General features: G+C 67.4%; 17 protein-coding genes. 5 read left to right on the forward strand and 12 right to left on the reverse strand.

Annotation, left to right across the window (positions count from 1 at the left end; all coding sequences use genetic code 11):
* The first annotated feature begins 154 nt into the window (after positions 1-154).
* The gene (locus AC56LV_RS11305; protein WP_499557664.1) at positions 155-904 is read left to right on the forward strand and encodes an AAA family ATPase; all 750 of its coding nucleotides are present in this window, start codon (positions 155-157) and stop codon (positions 902-904) included.
* A gap of 55 nt (positions 905-959) precedes the next feature.
* Here AC56LV_RS11305 and AC56LV_RS11310 read toward each other — a convergent pair whose 3' ends face one another.
* The 11 genes from AC56LV_RS11310 to imuA all read right to left on the reverse strand — a co-directional run bounded on the left by AC56LV_RS11310 (position 960) and on the right by imuA (position 10573).
* A complete protein-coding gene (locus AC56LV_RS11310) occupies positions 960-1322 on the reverse strand; it encodes a hypothetical protein (RefSeq protein ID WP_499455128.1) in 363 nt (120 codons plus the stop codon).
* A 131-nt stretch (positions 1323-1453) separates the two neighbouring features.
* Positions 1454-1774, reverse strand: coding sequence for a monovalent cation/H(+) antiporter subunit G (locus AC56LV_RS11315; RefSeq protein ID WP_499557666.1), 321 nt, complete (start codon positions 1772-1774; stop codon positions 1454-1456).
* Positions 1771-2037, reverse strand: coding sequence for an MrpF/PhaF family protein (locus tag AC56LV_RS11320; RefSeq protein ID WP_499557668.1), 267 nt, complete (start codon positions 2035-2037; stop codon positions 1771-1773). Before AC56LV_RS11320 ends, AC56LV_RS11315 begins: the two co-directional genes overlap by 4 nt.
* Positions 2034-2381: a Na+/H+ antiporter subunit E gene (locus tag AC56LV_RS11325; RefSeq protein WP_499455131.1), complete on the reverse strand. Its 348-nt coding sequence runs from the start codon at positions 2379-2381 to the stop codon at positions 2034-2036. The genes AC56LV_RS11320 and AC56LV_RS11325 overlap by 4 nt, the downstream gene beginning before the upstream one ends.
* On the reverse strand, positions 2378-3847 hold the full coding sequence (locus AC56LV_RS11330; RefSeq protein WP_499557670.1) for a proton-conducting transporter transmembrane domain-containing protein: 1470 nt from the start codon (positions 3845-3847) through the stop codon (positions 2378-2380). Before AC56LV_RS11330 ends, AC56LV_RS11325 begins: the two co-directional genes overlap by 4 nt.
* The gene (locus AC56LV_RS11335; protein WP_499557672.1) at positions 3844-4230 is read right to left on the reverse strand and encodes an NADH-quinone oxidoreductase subunit K; all 387 of its coding nucleotides are present in this window, start codon (positions 4228-4230) and stop codon (positions 3844-3846) included. Before AC56LV_RS11335 ends, AC56LV_RS11330 begins: the two co-directional genes overlap by 4 nt.
* Positions 4227-4652 carry an MnhB domain-containing protein gene (locus AC56LV_RS11340; protein WP_499557674.1) on the reverse strand — a complete coding sequence of 142 codons (426 nt, stop codon included), beginning with the start codon at positions 4650-4652 and terminating at the stop codon, positions 4227-4229. The genes AC56LV_RS11335 and AC56LV_RS11340 overlap by 4 nt, the downstream gene beginning before the upstream one ends.
* Complete coding sequence (gene mbhE / locus AC56LV_RS11345; protein WP_499557676.1) at positions 4649-6901, reverse strand: hydrogen gas-evolving membrane-bound hydrogenase subunit E; 2253 nt, start codon at positions 6899-6901, stop codon at positions 4649-4651. Before mbhE ends, AC56LV_RS11340 begins: the two co-directional genes overlap by 4 nt.
* Positions 6902-6910: 9 nt before the next feature.
* Positions 6911-8011: a calcium/sodium antiporter gene (locus tag AC56LV_RS11350; RefSeq protein WP_499557678.1), complete on the reverse strand. Its 1101-nt coding sequence runs from the start codon at positions 8009-8011 to the stop codon at positions 6911-6913.
* A gap of 371 nt (positions 8012-8382) precedes the next feature.
* The gene (locus AC56LV_RS11355) at positions 8383-9936 is read right to left on the reverse strand and encodes a Y-family DNA polymerase (RefSeq protein ID WP_499557680.1); all 1554 of its coding nucleotides are present in this window, start codon (positions 9934-9936) and stop codon (positions 8383-8385) included.
* Complete coding sequence (imuA, locus tag AC56LV_RS11360; RefSeq protein ID WP_499557682.1) at positions 9866-10573, reverse strand: translesion DNA synthesis-associated protein ImuA; 708 nt, start codon at positions 10571-10573, stop codon at positions 9866-9868. Before imuA ends, AC56LV_RS11355 begins: the two co-directional genes overlap by 71 nt.
* A 213-nt stretch (positions 10574-10786) precedes the next feature.
* Between imuA and hepT the strand changes: the two genes are divergently transcribed.
* The 4 genes from hepT to AC56LV_RS11380 all read left to right on the forward strand — a co-directional run bounded on the left by hepT (position 10787) and on the right by AC56LV_RS11380 (position 16644).
* A complete protein-coding gene (hepT, locus tag AC56LV_RS11365; protein ID WP_499557684.1) occupies positions 10787-11230 on the forward strand; it encodes a type VII toxin-antitoxin system HepT family RNase toxin in 444 nt (147 codons plus the stop codon).
* A 121-nt stretch (positions 11231-11351) separates the two neighbouring features.
* Complete coding sequence (locus AC56LV_RS11370; protein WP_499557686.1) at positions 11352-11936, forward strand: DUF2760 domain-containing protein; 585 nt, start codon at positions 11352-11354, stop codon at positions 11934-11936.
* Positions 11933-13825 (forward strand): Hsp70 family protein, encoded by a 1893-nt coding sequence (locus AC56LV_RS11375; RefSeq protein WP_499557688.1) that lies wholly within the window; start codon positions 11933-11935, stop codon positions 13823-13825. The genes AC56LV_RS11370 and AC56LV_RS11375 overlap by 4 nt, the downstream gene beginning before the upstream one ends.
* Entirely contained in the window at positions 13822-16644 is a 2823-nt protein-coding gene (locus AC56LV_RS11380) for an Hsp70 family protein (RefSeq protein WP_499557690.1), read from the forward strand. Before AC56LV_RS11375 ends, AC56LV_RS11380 begins: the two co-directional genes overlap by 4 nt.
* Before the next feature lie 19 nt (positions 16645-16663).
* Here the strand turns inward: AC56LV_RS11380 and AC56LV_RS11385 are convergent, their stop codons facing one another.
* Positions 16664-17335 carry a methyltransferase domain-containing protein gene (locus tag AC56LV_RS11385; RefSeq protein ID WP_499557692.1) on the reverse strand — a complete coding sequence of 224 codons (672 nt, stop codon included), beginning with the start codon at positions 17333-17335 and terminating at the stop codon, positions 16664-16666.
* Between the last annotated feature and the right edge of the window lie 58 nt (positions 17336-17393).

A 17393-nucleotide genomic window follows, 5' to 3' on the forward strand; every position in this document is an offset into this window, starting at 1 on the left:
GGCGCGAGTTTTCTGAACCCGTGGGCGAGTTCGATGATCTTGCCGCCAACGATCACCGCGTGGACGGCGTAGCCGCCCACCCTACTGTCAGGAGCCGTTTATCTGCTCAACGTGTGCGATGATGGTCAATATATCGACTTCCCCGTCTTTTGCCATGCATCGCTTCAGCGCCAAGCCTTACTTGCAACGCGTGTGGGCCGACTTCGGCAACGAGGTCGGCTTCGATGACTTCCCGTTCAACATTCCTGCCGTGCGCGAACTGCAATCGATCGAGTTCCACGCCGACGTGACCTTCTTCGTTGGCGAAAATGGCAGCGGCAAGTCGACCATTCTTGAAGCGATCGCACTGGCGCTGGGCTTTGGCATCGAAGGCGGCACGCTGAACAACCGCTTGCTGAACACGTCCGGCGAGCACACCCGGCTGGCGGATCACATTCGGATGTCGCGCAGCACGCGCAGGCCCAAAGACGGCTATTTTCTTCGGGCCGAGAGCTTCTACAATCTCGCGACCTACCTCGACCGGATGCCGGAGACCACTGCCCTTGGCGGCTATGGCGGCAAGAAGCTGCATGCGCGCTCGCATGGCGAAGCATTCATGAGTGTGCTGCTCGACAAATTCAGGGGCAATGGCCTGTACCTGCTCGATGAACCCGAGGCGGCGCTCTCGCCCAATCGCCAGCTGGCAGCGTTGCGGGCGATGCATCAACTGGCGCAGGATCAGTCGCAGTTCATCATCGTGACGCATTCGCCGATTCTGCTTGCCTATCCTAACGCGAAGATCCTGGCATTTGACGGCGCCGGCATTGCCGAGATCGCGTATGAGGACACGGAACATTACGCCGTGACGCGCGACTTTTTGAATCACTATCCGCGCCGGCTGGAACAGTTGCTGGCGCCGGATTGAGCATGGTGATTTAACCGGGCGACGCTATTCTCGGTTCATCGAGTGCGGGCCAGGACTACTTCCATTCGCCCCGCTGGTTCACCAGCGTTTTCTTGCCTTCAGTGACCACCAGCCGGCCATCGGCGAACACGGTGTAGCTCACGCGGCCCGAGCGAAATACGTAGCCCTGGAAGGCGCCGGGCGTGACGCCATCGGCTGCCATCGAGTGCATGGTCTTGCCACGCAGCTTGATTGCCTTGCCGGTTTTCTTGCTGGTACCGGTGTAGCGCACGTCGTCGCAGGTGACGTTGCCCTCTTCGCACTGCTGCACGATCTTGACGGTAAAGCCGGAAGTTTCCAGCGTCTGCTGCGTAGCGGCGTGGGTCGCGCCAGCGAATGTCATTGCGGCCAGAGCAGCGAGGTGGATGGATCGTTTCATGGGTTCCCCTGTCGAGTGTGGACAGCGCAATGATGCCCGATCGGGCTAACCGTACCGTTCGCTGGCGCGCTTTGGGGGCACAGAGTTTCTTTGAACAATCCATGCAGCGCCGTTGATGACGGCGTCGCGGATCAGTCCGGCGCTGAAGCATCCGGTGTTGAAGCATCCGACCTTGAGGCGTCCGGCCGGGACGCCGCGGCGCGCGCCAGCGCGTGCGACGCAATCGGCACGGTTGCGGCGAGTACCGTCACCAGCGCGCCGATCCTGATCCACCAGGCCGATCCCGGCTGCAGCACGGCGAGGCCGGCCAGCATGAGGCCAAGCGCCAACGTCGCCGCCTTGGTTGCCGCATGCTGCCGCGACAGGGCGTCCGGCAGCCTGTGCAGGCCCAGCGCCGCCACTGCGAGCAGTGCTGCGCCGACAATCATGAGCGTCCAACCCAGGGCCGTCATGGCGCGTCCCTGCCGGGTGCCTCGGCGCGCAGCGCGTTGGCCCAGCAAACGGTAGCGAGAAACGCGATCAGGGCGAAGCCGAGCGCAACGTCCAGGAAAGCCGTATGCCCGGTACGCGCAGCAGCCAGTATGCATGCCGCAAGGGCGCAGGCGCTGAGAACATCGATGGCCACCAGCCGGTTTGCAGCTCCGGGCAGGCGGCGCAAGGCCGCCAGGACCAGCCACAGTGCCAGGCCAAGAAACACCTCGACCAGTATTGTCATGACATCTCCTCTTGAGCAAAGAGCACGCGCACGGCAACTTCAAACAGATGACGGATTTCCTGCAGCGCCGCCTCATCGGCGCCGTTACCGGTGTCGAGCATATGCAGGCGGATTCGTCCGGCGGCGGCGTCGACGTCCACCGCCGTGGTCCCTGGCGTGAGGCAGATCAGGCAGGCCAGTACGGTCGTTGCCCAAGGTTGCATCGGCTGGAACCGGTAGTCGACGAAACCGGGGGCAAAATCATGCGGACCACGCAGGATGCGCCACGAAATTTGCCAACCTGAACGCGCAATGGAGGCAAACAGGTGCCACACGATCAGGAGGCCGGCGGCGATGCGTTTCATGGTGCAGGCCTGGCCACCGGTGGCGCCATCGTGCCGGCGGCCGCCACCAGGAAATCGATGAGCGGCCCCGGCATCAGGCCCATGCCCAGGGCCAGCAACGACAGCGCGCCGCAACTGGCCCACGCGCCCGTGGGAAAGGGTGCACCCGGCCTGGTGAGTGGCGCCGGGTGCGGTTTCCAGAACGCCTCGATCCAGATCTTGGCCATCGACAGCAGGGTCAGCCCCCCGGTGCATACGGCCACCGCCATCCACAGGTAATGTTCCTGGGCAAACCCTTCACGCAGGATCAGCAGCTTGGCCCAGAAGCCGGACAGCGGCGGCATCCCGACCAGCGCCACCGCGTTCAGCGCAAACAGGCCGGCGAGCGCTCGGTCACTGCGCGCCAGGGCGCCGATTTTGCGCAGGTCGTAGTGCCCTGCCCTGCGGGCAATCATGCCTGCAACCAGGTACAGGTTGGCCTTGACCAGGATGTGGTGAATGCTGAAGAACAGCGCCGCAGCGATCCCGGCAGCGCTGCCAAGCGCCGCCGCCAACAGGATATAGCCCATCTGGCTCACGCTATGGAAGGCCAGAATGCGGCGCAGGTCGTAGTGATACACCGCGCCCATTACGCCCGCAATCATGGTGGCACAGGCAAGCCAGCCCAGGACGGGGGTGTAGGCTGGCGCACCGGCCGGGAAGACTTCATGGAGAACGCGCAGTAAGGCGTAGGCCCCGACCTTGGTGGTCAAAGCCGTAAACAGCGCCAGTACCGGCGGCGACAGCACCGGGTAGGCGGCCGGCAACCAGAACAAAAAGGGGAAAGCGCTGGCCTTGATGAGCAGCGCAATGATCAACAGCGCGCCCAGCAGCAATGCCAGCGGATCGTCGCCGCGCCCGGCCAGCGCCATCCCCAGTGCGTGGTAGCCGAGCTGGCCGGTCAGGCCGTACAGGCCCGCCACCGCGGCCAGCAGGACGACCGTGCCGAACAGGTTCAGGACCAGGTATTTCAGACCAGCCTCCAGCTGCGCCGGTGTGCGGCCGGCAACGATCAGTCCGAGGGCCGCGATCAGCATCACCTCGAACCAGACGTACAGGTTGAACAGGTCAGCCGTGGCATAGGCCCCGCACGCGCCGGCCAGCAAGCCATGCACCAGCGGCGGGCCGAACGGCGTGGCCAGTGCGCTGCCCCGGCTGGGCCAGACCAGCACGGCCACGGCCAGCACGGCATTCACGGTCAGCATGAGGGCGGCGGCGCGGTCGATACGAAAGACGATCGCGAAAGGCGCGGCCCAGGCGCCGAACTGCGTTACCACCACCACGCCGCCCGCAGCGCCATGCAGCAATGCCGCGCAGCACAGCAGCAGGATCAGCGCCCCGCCCAGGCTGGCGGCGCGCTGGCGGCGCGGACGCCGCGCCAGCGCAACCGTCAGCGCTGCCGTAAACAGCGGCACCAGCACCGGCGCGGCCGCTAGTAGGCCACTCATGGCAGTTCCCCGGGGTCACCGTCAGGCCTCGGGGGTGGTTCGGCTTGTTCGAGTGCATCGGCATCGGCGCGGTCGTCGTGAGCGGCCAGCGCCAGCGCCAGAGCGATGCCGAAACAGGCAAAGGTGAAACCGATCACGATGGCCGTCAGCACCAGTGCCTGCGGTACCGGGTTGGCCACCGCCGCCAGGGGCGCAGCCGCGCCTGGCGCAATCAGTGGCGGCGCTGCCTGGCCAAGGCGGCCGGCTGCGAACACGAACAGGTTCACCGCTGCACCAAGCAAGGCCAGCCCCACCGAGATTGCCACCAGGTCGCGCGAGCTCGCCAGGTACAGGCCGGCGGCAGCCACCAGGGTCACGCTCGCCGCCATCGCCCACTCGATCATCGCATGCTCCCCAAGAGCCGCAGGCAGAATCCGCTCAGCGCCCCCCACACGCACAGCGCCACGCCAAGGTCGAACAGCATCACCGTAGAGAACTTGAGCGCCATGGCGCCGGCGCCGAGTTCACCCCACAAGTGGGTGAGGAAAGGCTGGCCGAGCGCCAGCGCCGGCAGGCCGCTGGCCGCGGCCAGCGCCAGGCCGAGGGCGCTCAGGCTTAGCGGCCCGAGCGGTAGCCGCGCGCGGCCCGCTGCCGTGCCCCGCACGAGCGCGTGGGCGACCGTTGCCGCCACTGCCACCAGTGCGGCGACGAAGCCGCCGCCGGGCGCATTGTGCCCGCGCAGCAGCAGCCATACGGCGGCAGCCAACATGATCCAGTAAAGGAAGGACACCGTGGTCTCCAGCACGATCGAGCGCCCGGTATTCATCGGCTTGTTCTCCTGGCAGGCAGCGGGCGTGCCAGCGGCCACGTCGCCAGCGCCGCAAGCATGACCACGGCAATCTCGCCAAGCGTGTCAAGGGCGCGAAAGTCGACGATGATGACGTTGACCACGTTGCGTCCGTGCGCATAGGGCACGCTCTGCGCGAGGAAATAATCGGCCATGGCGGCGTCGAACGGCCGGCCGGACAGCGCCAGCAGCACGGCGCCGAGCAGCAGGCCGAACGCCAGTGCGACGCCGGCCCGCCAGGCATCGGCACGCTCTTCGCCCGCCCCGCTGCCCTGCCGCTGGCGGTAACGGCGCAATGCCACCGCTGCCACCACCACGAAGACGGTTTCCACGGCAAGCTGGGTCAGGGCCAGGTCGGGCGCGCCCCGGAACAGGAACACGATCGCGCTGCCGGTGCCAACGGCGCCCGCACCGAGCAATCGGCCGAGCGTGTCCCGGGCCCGCACGGCCAGCGCGGCTCCGAGGATGACGGTAGCGCACCCGACCAGTACGCCGGCAGCGTCGGGGGTGATCGCGGTGAATGGCGCAACGTCCAGGTCGAATGCCCAGGGCACGCAGAGCAGCACCGTGGCGGCGACCGTTGCGACCATGTAGCGACTCAGGCGCCGCGCCTGCAGGGCGCGTGCCAGCACGCCGGCGACGTGTTTCAGGCCGCGCAGCGCGGCGCCATACGCGGCAGCCGAGCCGGCGCGGTCGAGAAAGCGCAGTCGGTCAAGGCCCCGGTAGAGGTGGTTCCATCCCGCATACACGAGCGCCCCGACCGCCCAGACAATGGCAAAGCTCTCGATGCGAAGCAGCCATTCGGTGTCGAGCGAGACATCGGCGCGTGTCAGCGTGGGGGAGATCAGCCGGGCGGCATCGATCAGCAGCGGTTCGGCCAGTGCAGGAAACAAGCCGAGCACGATGCCGATGCCGGCGAGCACCAGCGGCGGGACCGTGAGCCGCCATCCACCCTCGTGTGGCGCATGGTCTGCGGGACGGGTTGGCGGGCCAAAAAAGATGCGCACGGTCGCCACGCTGGCGACCGCCACGCCGACGGTGCTCACCAGCAGGCTGGCGCCTTCAACCACCCACAAGACGTCGCTGATCTCCTTGGCGGCCTTCATGCTGTCCTTGGCAACGAAACCGACCGTGGCCGGCAGACCGGCCATCGACACGCCGGCCAGCAATGCTACCAGCGCAGTGACCGGCATCGCGTGGCACATCCCGCGCAGCCGGTCGACCAGGCGCGTTCCGGTCGCATGATCGATATTCCCGGCCACGAAAAAAAGGGGCGCCTTGTACAGCGCATGGGCCAGCAGAAAGGCGACAAAGGCCAGCGCGCCCAGGTCGTTGGGCAAGCCGATGAGCACGGTCAGCATGCCCAGCGCGGAGACGGTCGACCACGCCAGGATGCGTTTCAGGTCGCGTTCGCGGGGCGCGAGCACGGCGCCCCACAAGGCGGTGAGCGTGCCGATCGACAGAAGCGTTTCTTCCCACCATGCAACCGCTCCCATCGCTTCGTCGAAGCGGGCCATCACATACACCCCGAGGTTGACCATCGTCGCCGAGTGCAGATAGGCCGAGACCGGGGTCGGCGCGGCCATTGCGCCCGGCAGCCAGAAGTGAAACGGGAACTGGGCCGACTTGGTCATGGCGCCAGCGAGCACCAGCGCCACCCCCGCCTGGAAGCGCGGCTCGGCAAGCACGGCAGGATCGAGGTGCGCCAGATCGCTCAGCCGCAATCCGGGCGCGGCCAGCAGGATCAGGACGATCCCGGCAAGCAGCGCCAGTCCGCCGGCGCCCGTGATCAGCAGCGCCTGGCGCGCGCTTTCACGACTGTCGTGGCTGTCATGCTCGAAACCCACCAGCAGGAAGGACAGCACACTGGTCGCCTCCCAGAACAGCAACAGCAACAACAGGTCGTCGGCAAGGATCGCCCCTGCCATGGCCAGCGTGAACGCAATGAGCAGGCCCATCAATTGGCCCAGGCGGGCATGGCCGCGCAGATAGCCGGGCGTATACGCGAGCACCGCCGCGCCGACGGCGCACACCAGGAGCAGGAACAGGCGCGCCAGGCCATCGGCGGCAAACCCCAGGCGGATGCCAAGCGGCGCCACCCAGGAAACCGACCAGCTTGCTGGTTCGGCTGGCAGGCCGGCCACCACCGGCAGCAACGCCAGTGGCAACAGCCAGGCCCCGCGGAGCCAGAGCGCCTGCGATGCCACAGGGAGCGCTGTCTGCACCATGGCGGGCGCCTAGCGGGATGACCTGTCCTGCTGCATGCGCCGCCCCTGCCACTCGCGCCATGCAACGACCGCCAGTGTAATGGCGACCAGGGGTAATACCGCCATCGCCATGACGGTGCTGTATGGTTGCAATGCATCATGCTGCTGGGCCGCCAGCAACACGTAAGCCATGTAGGCCGCGTACAACCCCAGGAACAGCCCGCCTTCCCAACGAGCAATCAGATTGCCTGTGAAGAAGATGGGCAGGCAAGCGATTGCCACCGCGATCATGACCGGCAGGTCGAATGCGAGCACCGAAGGGGCAACCCCTATCCCCGACGATGTCACCAGCGACGACAGGCCCAGCACGCCCAGGATATTGAATACATTGCTGCCTACCACATTGCCGACCGCAATATCGCGCTGGCCCCGCAGCGCCGCGATGATCGAGGTGGCCACCTCGGGCAGCGACGTGCCGGCCGCAACGATGGTCAGGCCAATGACGAGCTCGCTAACGCCGAGGTACTGCGCGAAGCTGACGGCCGATTCCACCAGCCAGGTGGCGCCCAGCACCAGCAGGCCGAGTCCGGCCACAATGAGCAGCAGTTGCATTGCCGGGTGGCTGTCCCAGCCTTTGGACGGGCCGGGCACGCCGTCTGGAAGGCTGGCGGCGTCGGGCCGATGCTGGCGCCGCGACTGGTAGACCAGGAAGGCGGTGTAGCCGATCAGCAGACCCAGCAGCAGGGCGCCATCGCCACGACCGATGCGCCCGTCCAGCGCCAGTGCGAGCAGCAGCAGCGAGATGCCGATCATGAACGGCACTTCCTGGCGCACGACCTGCTGCGCCACGAGCAGCGGTGCAATCAGGGCCGATATACCGAGGATAAACAGGACGTTAAAGATATTGCTGCCTACGACGTTGCCCAGCGCCAGGTCAGCGCTGCCGGACGCAGCCGATTGCAGGCTGACGGCCAGCTCCGGGGCACTAGTACCGAACGCGACGACGGTGAGCCCGATCACGAGGGGCGACATGCCGACCGACAGTGCCAGAAGGGAAGCACCGCGCACCAATGCCTCGGCGCCAGCGACAAGCAGAATGAGTCCGAACAAGAACAAGAGCACGTCCATCATTGGCGCCTCCTTCTCACGTAACACCGGCAATGCTCTGGCAAAACAAAAGCAAAGCAAGGCTTGCCGCTGACGACTCGACGTCGCCGGACCGGCTCGCTTGCTGACTCGCCTGGAGCAGCTTTGCCGCCAATTATAGGACGCTTTGAAGCAGGACGGCACGCACAACCGAATCGATTTTACTATCGACAGCACGACTGTTGCACCGGCGCCGCGCGAGCACAAACGGCCTCACCGTGTCAGCGCGACGCGCCGGCGCGTCAGCCCCGCCGGCCGGTGCCAGGCATGGTTTCCCACACCCACAGTGCGGCAGGAATTTGCATGAGCCTCGTGCAGAAAGGCACCCGGCCGCGCCTGATATACAAGCAAAAACCTCACCCGAACAAGCCATGCAGGAACCAGCGCGGCGCTGCATCCTCGCCCGAGCCGTTGATGCGCTCGCGGTAGATCCAGTACAGCGCGTGGTCCTTGCCTTCGGCGATGAAATAATCGCGCGTTTGCGTCTGGCTCCACCACCCTGCCTCGATACGCTCGGGATTGGACGCCACCCGCAACGGCGAGCCATAGAACGGCCGGTGGTCGCGCATCAATAGTGCGAGCGGCTTGGCCAGCAGCCAGCTTGGCCGGGGCAGGCTTTGCACGTCGGGCGGCATTTGCGCAGCGCGCGCCGCCGCGCTGACTTTCTGGTGCACCGGCACCCAGGCGTTGGCGATCTCGGGCCGGTAGTCGGCATGGGGCAACGCCTGCAGCACATTGTCAGGGCCAAGGCGCGCGACCAGCAGTTCAATCATGCGCATGCGGTCTTCTTCGCTGCCGCCGGGATCGGGAAACAGCGAGTCGGTCGGCGGCGCCATCGCCTGCAATTGCTGCGCTTCGAGCCGGATGCCGATCACGGGTGCGACGAGTTCGAGTTTGGCCAGGCGTTCGCGCAGCAGCCGCATCAGGTGTTCGTCGCGCCACGTGGGTTCGGCCAGCGCTACCTCGACCGCCGTGGGCGGACAGGCCACCCTGCCCCGCTCGTGCTCGAGCAGCAGCAGGATGCGTTCGACCGCCAGCTGGCGCGCGCACAGCCAGCCCGTCATTTGCAGCACCAGGTGGTGGGCGCCAGCCAGCAGCAGGTCGGCGTGTTCGAGCCGGTCGAACAGTTCGAGCCGGGCCTGGAAGCGTTCGGGCGGCTCGATCCATTGCAACAGTTCGGGACTGTGGCCATACGCGGCGTCGAGCATGTCGAGCAGTGCGCGCCCGCAGCGCCGTTGCAGGCCGGGCCGGGGCAGGCGCTGCAATTCGTCCAGCCGGCGGCAGCCCAGGCCATCGAACCAGGCCGCGAACGGCCGCGCCGGTGGCAGCAGGCTCACCGGCAGGCGATTGAGCCGCCGCACGAGCGACTCCATCTTGACCGCGCGCCCCGCATTGCGGCGCGCCAGCAGCCAGGCGCCGCGCGCGGTGGGCGCGCAGGCAATGCACCCCGTAAAGCCGAGCGTGCGCAGGTTGGCGCGCACCCGCTCGCACAACTGCCGGATGCCGCCGAACAGACGCAGGCTGGCGCCGATGTCGAGCAGCAGCGTGGCTTCTTCGGCCAGCGCCACTTGCGGCGTGTACTGCAGCATCGCCATCGCCACTGCCTGCAAGGCCTCGGCCTCGCGCTCGTGGCTGCGCTGGACGATGCGCGCGTCGGGCATCAGCATCAGCACGCCGCCACGCCGCATGCCGGGCAGCACGCCTTCGATGTGCGCCGCCTTTGACAAGGCCATCACCCGCTCCTGTTCCAGAACCACGATGCCGGGATCACCCGCAGCAGCAGCCACAGCAGTAGCGTCGGCAGCGTCGGCAACATCGGCGCCGCCGCCGTTGCTACCGCTATTGCACCAGCGTGGGCTGAAGACTTCGAGCGGTAGCTGGGGCAAATACAGGCCGATCCAGAGGCGCATGGCGTTGCAGTAGTGAAGAACCAAGAGGCAGGAACAGCGGCGCGTCGCGCTGCGGTCCCCGGCGTTTGATGAAGTCGACCGTCATGCCGCCGGCGGCCGGGCGCAGCGCAAGGCGCAGCGGCGCGGGCGATGCATCCTGCGCGGCAGACAGTGGGCGGAGCATGAAGAACAGGGTTTCGCCACCCTGCGCCGCCAGGTGCAGGCGGCGCAGGCTGTCGCTGCGCACGTGGTTAGCCCAGAACAGCAGCGCACCGCAACTGCCGCTGCGCAAGACCTGTTCGGCCGCCCACAGGGCATCGGCGCTGCGCGTCGAGCGCAGCCACAGCAATTGGGATGGATCGAGGCCCAGCGCGGCCAGCGCCAGCGCCTGGGGTGGGTGGGGTGGCTGCAGCAGCACGATGCGGCGCGCTGCGCAGGCGGCCAGCGCCGGACGCAGCAGCCGCATTTCGCCGATGCCGGGTTGTTGCAGCAACAGGTCGACCAGGGTGCCGCCGGGCCAGCCACCGCCCGGCAACTGGCCGGACAAGGTGGCATGGCCCGTGTCGATGCAGCGCGTGTCGGCATGTGCCAGCTGCGAGGCACGCCACAGCGATGGATGCAATGCCTCTGGTGCAGCAAAGATGGAAGAAGGATTCATGATAGTGATAACAATGCAAGTACTGTATAAACGTACAGTACTCGTTGAAACGGGGCTTGGCAAGAGCTTTTCATTTTGTCTACATCAAGCTGCTCACCTGAATTTATGGAGATTAAATGCCGTCCAAAGCGCTCTACGCCCGTAGCAGCACCTTGTAGACCGGCTTTCTGGCGCCATATATATTCTTCGTGCGCCCCGACCATGGAGTTGTCAATGAGCAACGCAATGAGCACCAGTAACGATCTTCTGCTGAAGAAAGCCGGCATCATCGAACGCTGCTGCAACCGCGCCCGCAAAGAATACGAGCGCGACCCCACGACGTTCACCGACGACATCACGCGCCAGGATGCGGCCACGCTCAACGTGATCCGGGCCTGGGAAGCGGCGATCGAGATGGGCGACCATGTGATCGGCTGCGCGCGCCTGGGGCCAGCGCAGGACGAGCGCGCCGTCATCACGCTGCTGGCCGAGCATGGCTGGATCGCGCCGATCGTGGCCGAAAACCTCAAGCGTACCGGCGAATTCTGCCGCGCCGAATGGGATTACCAGGCCGCGCCCCTGCCCGCCCTCGTCACCATCATCAAGCGCGGCCTTGGCGATTTCACCGATTACACAGCAGCGCTGACGAGCGGCGCGCGCGCTGTCGGCCAACCCTGACCATGTCTTGTCAGTGCGCCAACGGTGCGCCTGCTGGTATCATGCGCCTCTTTTGGGAGCGGCATTCCCTGGCGCCGGATGCGCCGGGTCGCCGCTTTCGCACTGACCAATCAAAACAACCATGACCCAACAGACCAATTTGCCCGGCTTCTTCAGCCGCTTGTCGATCGCCTTCGGCGCCCTGTTCAAATCGCTCGGCGACGCCGAATTCGCCGCGCGCGTGCGCGATGACGGCGTCGGCCCGACCGCCGCTCCGGCACCAGTGCCAGCCCCGGCACCTGCACCTGTCGTGAAACCAGCGCCAGCGCCGACGCCCCTGCGCGCGCCGACGCCGGATTCGGCCCTGCAGCTGCTGAGCCTCTTCCAGCGCGAAGCGCGCCTGATCGACTTCGCCCACGAAAACCTCACCAGCTATTCGGATGCCGACATTGGCGCCGCCGCACGCGTCGTGCACGAAGGCTGCGCGCGCGTGCTGCGCGAGCACTTCACGATCGAACCGGTGCGCAGCGAGCTTGAGGGCGCCCGCATCACGCTGAACGAAGGCTTCGATGCCGCCAGCGTGCGCCTGACCGGCAACGTGGTCGGCACGGCGCCGTTCAACGGCACCCTGAGCCACCGCGGCTGGCGCGCTGCCAGCGTCACGCTGCCGCAACTGGCCGAGCGCCACGATGCGCGCGTGCTGGCCCCGGCGGAGGTGGAACTGTGAACGACATCGTGAACGACCCGTTGAACGAATCGTTGAACAACGCGGCCGAGCCGCGCTACGCCATCGGCATCGACCTGGGCACGACCCACAGCGCGCTGTCGTATGTCGACCTGCAGGCCAGCGATGGCGAACAGGCCGTCGACGCCGTGCTGCCGATCCCGCAACTGACTGCGCCCGGCACGATCGAAGCGCTGCCGCTGCTGCCATCGTTCCTGTACCTGCCGCACCCGGACGAGCTGCCGGCGGGCGAACGCGCGCTGCCATGGAGCGACACCGAAGAAAGGGCGATCGCCGGCGAGATGGCGCGCAATCGCGGCGCGACCACGCCAATCCGCCTGGTTTCGTCGGCCAAGAGCTGGCTGTGCCACCCGGGCGTGGACCGCCGCGCCGCGATCCTGCCAACGGATGCGCCGGACGAAGTCACCCGTGTTTCGCCACTGGATGCATCGACCCACTACCTGCGCCACCTGCGCCAGGCCTGGAACGCTGCGCACCCCGAAGCACCGTTCGACCAGCAATCGGTCACGGTCACCATCCCTGCCTCGTTCGATCCGGGCGCGCGCGAGCTGACGCTGGACGCCGCGCGCCTGGCCGGCTTCACGCCAACCCTGCTCGAAGAGCCGCAAGCGGCGCTGTACAGCTGGATCCAGGGCAGCGGCGGCCGCTGGCGCAAGCAGGTTGCACCGGGCGACATCATCCTGGTGGTGGACGTCGGCGGTGGCACCAGCGACTTTTCGCTGATCGCGATCCTGGAACGCGACGGCAAGCTCGAACCGCACCGCGTCGCCGTGGGCGACCATATCCTGCTGGGCGGCGACAATATGGACCTGGCGCTGGCCCACTTCGTGGCGCGCAAGCTCGCGGCCAACGGCACGCAGCTCGACGCCTGGCAGATGCGCGCACTGACCTACGGCTGCCGCAGCGCCAAGGAAGCGCTGCTGGCCGATGCCAACGCGACGACGCACCCGATCGTGGTGCCAAGCCGCGGCTCGAAACTCATCGGCGGCTCGATCCGCACCGAACTCACGCGCGACGAAGTCACCGCCTTCATCACCGACGGCTTCTTCCCGCGCGTGGAAGCCTCGGCGCGGCCGACCGTGCGCGCCCGCGCCGGCCTGACCCAGCTTGGCCTGCCGTATGCGCAGGACGCCGCGATCACGCGCCACCTGGCCGCGTTCCTTGCGCGCCAGGCCGGCGCCACCGCCGAACTCGAAGGGTTCACTGGCCGCGTCACGGCCGACCACACGTTCCTGCACCCGAGCGCGGTGCTGTTCAACGGCGGCGTGTTCAAGTCAGGCATCCTGGCCCAGCGCGTGATGGACACCATCAACGACTGGCTGTACATGGAAGGCGCCGAACCGGCGCGCATGCTCGAAGGGGCCGATCTCGATCTGGCGGTCGCGCGCGGCGCGGCCTACTTCAGCTACGCGCGGCGTGGCGGTGGCGTGCGCATTCGCGGCGGCACGGCGCGCTCGTACTACGTTGGCGTCGAGTCGTCGATGCCGGCCATCCCGGGTATGGAGCCGCCACTCGAAGCCCTGTGCGTGGCGCCGTTCGGCATGGAAGAAGGCAGCGAACTCGAACTGCCGGGCCAGGAATTCGGCCTGGTGATCGGCGAGCCGGTCACGTTCCGCTTCTTCGGCTCCACCACACGCCGCCAGGATCGCATCGGCGACGTGCTCGAATTCTGGGGCCCGGATGAGCTGCACGAAATGAACGAGATCCAGGCCACGCTGCCGGCCGATGGCCGCGCAGCAGGTGATGTTGTGCAGGTAAAACTGCATGCGCTGGCGACGGACGCCGGCACGCTCGAACTGCTGGCAGTGGCGCGTGACGGCCAGCGCTGGAAGATCGAGTTCGACGTGCGTACGGCGGCCGGGGTCCAGTGACCTGGCTCGTCGGCATCGATCTGGGCACCACGAACACGGTGCTGGCCTACGGCCGCAATGGTCCGGGCGGCATCGAGTTATTCCAGATCGATCAGTTGGTGGCGCCCGGCGAAGTAGCCGGCGCACCGCTGCTGCCGTCGATGCGTTACCACCCGGGGCCGGACGAACTTGCACCCGGCGCCCTGCAACTGCCCTGGCAGCAGCAGGATGTCGCCGGCGTCGAGCGCGTCGCGCTGGGGCGCCTGGCGCGCGTGCTCGGTGCGGCCACGCCGGGCCGGCTCGTCACGAGCGCCAAGAGCTGGCTGTCGCACGATGGCGTCGACCGCATGGCGCCGATCCTGCCGTGGGGTGTCGACAACGACGTGCCCAAGGTTTCGCCGGTGGCTGCCAGCGCCAGCTATCTTGCGCACCTGCGCGCTGCATGGAATGCGCGCTTTCCCAAACAACCCCTCGAACGCCAGCAGATCGTGCTCACGGTGCCGGCGTCGTTCGATGAAGGCGCCCGTGCGCTGACGCTCGAAGCGGCCCGGCTGGCCGGCCTGCCGCAGGTCGCACTGCTGGAAGAACCGCAAGCCGCGCTGTACGACTGGCTGTACCGCCATCGCGCCAGCCTGGCCGACGACCTGGGCGACGCGCGGCTGGTGCTGGTGGCCGACGTCGGCGGTGGCACCACCGACTTCAGCCTGGTCAAGGTCGATACCAGGGACGGCGAGCCGCACCTGACGCGCATCGGCGTGGGCAACCACCTGATCCTGGGTGGCGACAATATGGACCTCGCGCTGGCGCACCTGATCGAAGCGCGCATGGCCGGCGCGGACAATGACAATGCAGGCACGCGCCTGTCGGCCGCGCGCCTGGCCCAGCTCACGGAACGCTGCCGCGCCGCCAAGGAACAACTGCTGGCCGACGATGCACCCGAGTCGGTCGCCGTCACGCTGCTCGGCGCTGGCAGCCGCCTGATTGGCTCCGCTCGCAAGGCTGACCTGCTGCGCAGCGACATCGAGCGCATCGTGCTCGATGGCTTCCTGCCACTCAACGCCGCGCAGGACGAACCGACGCGCGCCCGCGCCGGCATCGTCGAATTCGGCCTGCCGTATGCAAGCGACCCGGCCATCACGCGGCATCTGGCGAGCTTTTTGCGCCAGCATGCGGCGGCGTCGCGCGAAGCACTCGGCCTGGATGGCGGCGCGATCCCGATTCCGGACACCGTGCTGCTCAACGGCGGCGTGTTCAGGGGCACCGCGCTGGCCAGGCGCTTGGTCGATACGCTGACCGGCTGGCGCGGCGCGCCAGTACGTGTGCTACACAACGAGAATCCCGATATCGCCGTCGCCCGTGGCGGTGTCGCCTACGCGCTGGCGCGCCAGGGTCTGGCGCCGGCGATCGACAGCGGCGCGGCCCGTAACTACTACCTGCTTCTGGACGGCGAAGCACGCGCCGGTCTGCTGCACGCGGTCTGCCTGCTGCCACGCGGCACGCCAGCTGCCACGGAAGTCACGCTGGCAAACCGCAGCTTCGCGCTGCGCGTCGGCCGGCCGGTGCGCTTTCACCTGGTCTCGACGATTGCCGATGCCGGCGCGGCGCCGCAGGCCGGCGACCTGGTCGATCTCGACCTGGCCGACGTGGTGCGCCTGCCGCCGATTGCGACGGTGTTACGCGCCTCAGGGTCCAATACAACTGCCGAGATTCCCGTGCATCTGGTAACGACGCTGAGCGAAACCGGTTCGCTCGAAGTGCATTGCGTGGCCGAAGATGGCGGCGGGCGCTGGCAGCTCGCGTTCCAGTTGCGTGGCGACGGTGGTGGTGACGGCGATATCGACGCGCCGGACGAGGCCCTGCCCGCGAACCTGGACGCGGCAATCGACAAGATCGAGCGCGTGTTCGGCGCCCGCTCGAAACAGGTCGAGCCGAAGGAAGTCAAGCAACTGCGCGCTGGCCTCGAACACCTGCTCGGCCCACGCGAAAGCTGGACCACGCCGCTGCTGCGCCGCCTGTTCGACGCCCTGATGGCGCGCGCGAAAGGCCGGCGCCGCTCGGTCGAACACGAGCGCGCGTGGCTGAACCTGGCCGGCTACAGCCTGCGCCCCGGCTTCGGCCACGCGCTCGACGAATGGCGCATGGAGGGGCTGTGGGCCCTGTTCGAGGCGGGCGTGCAGCACCACAAGGACAGCCAGGTGCGCGCCGAATGGTGGACACTGTGGCGCCGCGTGGCCGGCGGCCTGTCGCTCGACGCGCAACTGCGCGTACTGGACGATTTCGCCTTCAACCTGCAAGCCGATGCCGCCGAGCGTGGCAGGCGGCCCGTCACGCTGGTCGACGGCAGCGAAGAAGACCTGCTACGCGTGGGCGCGTCGCTCGAGCGCATCCCGTCGGCCTACAAGGCCGAGATCGGGGAATGGCTGTTCAAGCAGATCGCCGACATCCCAGCCGGCGGCAAGCTCGATGCCCGCGCCAGCGCGCGCTACGGGCGCTATCTGTGGGCGCTGGGCCGCGTGGGCGCGCGCCAGTCGTTCCAGTCAAGCGCACACGAAGTCGCGCCGCCCGACGTGGCCGAGGGCTGGCTGCGCCAGCTCCTGCTGCTCGACTGGCGCAAGGTGGAACCGGCCGGCTTTGCCGCCGCCCACATCGCGCGCATGACGGGAGACCGCTCGCGCGACATCGATGACGCGGTGCGGGGCGACGTGCTGCGCCGCCTGGCGGCCAGCGGCGCGCCAGCGGCATGGACGGCGATGGTGCGCGAAGTCGTGGAACTGGATCAGGCCAGCGAAGCGCGCATGCTGGGCGATGCGCTGCCGCCGGGGCTCAAGCTGCTGCGCTAAGACGGCATCACGCTACACATCACGCTTCCAGCTGGCCAATCAGGATCAGCGAGACGGGCTTGCCGGTATGGGGATGCAGCGGCTCGCGCATCCCGGTGACCCGCAGCCCGTTTGCCGCGAACAGCGCGACCCAGCCCGCGACCGTGCGGAAGTACCACGGCGGCGCATCGGCGAAGTTGCTGGAAAAGCCCGCCCAGCTGCCGGCGCGCCAGCCGTCGGTATACGGCGCGTCACCGCAGGCCATGAGCGGATGCACGGTCTGCACGACCAGCGAGCCGCCCTCGCGCAGATAGGTCGGCGCCGCGCGCAGCAGGCCATCGACCGCCTCGTTGCCGATCAACGAGAAATTGCAGACCGCGACATCGAGCGCCAGCGCCAGCCGGCCCTGCGCAATCTGCTCAAACGACAGCACGCGAAAGTCGCCGCCGCCAGCGGCCTTGGCTTTCTCGACCAGCGCGGCAATCGCATCGACACCGATCATCGCCACACCCGGCAGCGCGCGCACCAGCCAGCCTTCGCCGCAACCGAGATCGATGCCGGTGGCCGGATCAAGGCTGCGCACTGCGTCGACGATGGCGGCATTGGTGACCAGCGTACGGGTTTCGATCTCACCGCCGCGCACTGCGGTGGTCCAGGGATCGACGTTGCGCGACCACGCGTCGAGAACAGCGGCATCGGTAAGACCTGGCATGAACTCCTCCTGTAGTGACGTGATTATGCCGCAGGCAGTCATGGCACACCGGTGAACG

The organism is Telluria sp. RB2R28, from assembly GCF_059685835.1.